The 2,500-nt window shown below is 53.7% G+C and carries 1 tRNA gene and 2 rRNA genes (1 of these 3 cut by a window edge); all 3 read right to left on the bottom strand.

Annotated features, from left to right (window positions below):
- Position 1: 1 nt before the first annotated feature.
- Positions 2-78, bottom strand: a tRNA-Met gene (locus tag AC1ROR_RS23565).
- Between the two features lie 226 nt (positions 79-304).
- Positions 305-419: ribosomal RNA gene (gene rrf, locus AC1ROR_RS23570) — 5S ribosomal RNA — on the bottom strand.
- Positions 420-672: 253 nt separating this feature from the next.
- Positions 673-2,500: ribosomal RNA gene (locus tag AC1ROR_RS23575) — 23S ribosomal RNA — on the bottom strand (it continues 968 nt past the right edge of the window).

Raw genomic sequence — 2,500 nt, forward strand, 5'->3', positions numbered from 1 at the left:
TTGGTTGCGGGGGCAGGATTTGAACCTGCGGCCTTCAGGTTATGAGCCTGACGAGCTACCGGGCTGCTCCACCCCGCGTTACCAGCGTAAATCCCTATTGGATTTATCGCGCCTGCATCACAGGGAAGCTGTGATGCGTAGTGCCGGAGCAAATTGCGGAAGGCGATTTGTCTCCTGTTAGGGACGCACGAGGCGTTTGCCTTATGGTTTTAAGTCCCGGAATGCAAAAAGGCCGCTTGATGCGGCCCTTGGTATCGGCTGGGCCGAAGTTTGTTTAGAGAAGATAGAATGTTGCGTTTTGCAGACCTGGCAGCGACCTACTCTCCCGCGTCTTGAGACGAAGTACCATTGGCGCTGGGGCGTTTCACGGCCGTGTTCGGAAAGGGAACGGGTGCAGCCGCCCCGCGATAACCACCAGGTCGGCAAAACGCAACATTGAACATGTTTTCACATGCGTGTTGTTTCGAGAAGCTGGGAAGCTTGCGCTTCGTTTTAATTTACACGTCTTTCTGTGACTGGTCCGTTTGCCTGCCTTGCTCGATGTTGAGTTTGGCAGCCATACAGGACGCTAGTCCGTCGCCAATCGTTTGGCGCGCCGTCCGCAGGGCCTTTGGCCCGTGAGGACAGAAGATGATGTCATCAAGCTTTGCTTGATGAACATGAACAATGGGAACGAAGAAGTCGATCGAGCTATTAGTAACGGTAAGCTTCACATGTTGCCATGCTTCCACACCCGTCCTATCAACGTGGTCGTCTTCCACGGCTCTGATAGGGAACACTCGTTTTCAGGTTGGTTTCCCGCTTAGATGCCTTCAGCGGTTATCCATTCCGTATATAGCTACTCTGCTATGCCCTTGGCAGGACAACAGATCCACCAGAGATACGTCCATCCCGGTCCTCTCGTACTAGGGACAGATCCTGTCAATATTCCTACACCCACGGCAGATAGGGACCGAACTGTCTCACGACGTTCTGAACCCAACTCACGTACCGCTTTAAATGGCGAACAGCCATACCCTTGGGACCTGCTCCAGCCCCAGGATGCGATGAGTCGACATCGAGGTGCCAAACAACCCCGTCGATATGGACTCTTGGGGGTCATCAGCCTGTTATCCCCGGCGTACCTTTTATCCGTTGAGCGATGGCCCTTCCACACGGGACCACCGGATCACTATGACCGACTTTCGTCTCTGCTCGACTTGTCAGTCTCGCAGTCAGGCGGGCTTATGCCATTGCACTCGACGACCGATTTCCGACCGGTCTGAGCCCACCATCGCGCGCCTCCGTTACTCTTTCGGAGGCGACCGCCCCAGTCAAACTACCCACCATACACTGTCCCGGATCCGGATAACGGACCGCGGTTAGACATCCACGAAGATAAGGGTGGTATTTCAAGGATGGCTCCACAAGAACTGGCGTCCCTGCTTCAAAGCCTACCACCTATCCTACACATGCCTTGGCGAATGCCAGTGTAAAGCTATAGTAAAGGTGCACGGGGTCTTTCCGTCTGACCGCAGGAACCCCGCATCTTCACGGGGAATTCAATTTCACTGAGTCTATGTTGGAGACAGCGGGGAAGTCGTTACGCCATTCGTGCAGGTCGGAACTTACCCGACAAGGAATTTCGCTACCTTAGGACCGTTATAGTTACGGCCGCCGTTTACTGGGGCTTCAGTTCAGAGCTTGCACCCCTCCCTTTAACCTTCCAGCACCGGGCAGGCGTCAGACCCTATACGTCGTATTGCTACTTCGCAGAGCCCTGTGTTTTTGATAAACAGTCGCTACCCCCTGGTCTGTGCCACCCCATCATAGTTGCCTAAAATGGGGTCACGCTTCTTCCGAAGTTACGCGTGCAATTTGCCGAGTTCCTTCAACATAGTTCTCTCAAGCGCCTTGGTATACTCTACCTGACCACCTGTGTCGGTTTCGGGTACGGTCTATACGGTGGAGCTATTTCCTGGAACCTCTTCGCCGCACATTCAATCCAATAAGAATGTACAACACACGAGATCCGTCACTACCACCAGGCCCACGAATATTAACGTGGTTCCCATCGACTACGCGTGTCCGCCTCGTCTTAGGGGCCGGCTAACCCTGCTCAGATTAACTTTAAGCAGGAACCCTTGGTCTTTCGGCGAGGGAGTCTCTCACTCCCTTTATCGTTACTCATGTCAACATTCGCACTTCCGATATCTCCAGCAGCCCTCACGGGTCCGCCTTCACAGACTTACGGAACGCTCCGCTACCACATGCCTTACGGCATATCCTCAGCTTCGGTGCATGGCTTTAGCCCCGTTACATTTTCGGCGCAAAGACCCTTATTTAGACCAGTGAGCTGTTACGCTTTCTTTAAATGATGGCTGCTTCTAAGCCAACATCCTGGTTGTTTTGGGATCCTCACATCCTTTCCCACTTAGCCATGACTTGGGGACCTTAGCTGGAGGTCAGGGTTGTTGCCCTTTTCACGACGGACGTTAGCACCCGCCGTGTGTCTGCCGAC

The sequence above is a fragment of the Agrobacterium sp. GW821-FHT14E08 genome (genome assembly GCF_058803865.1).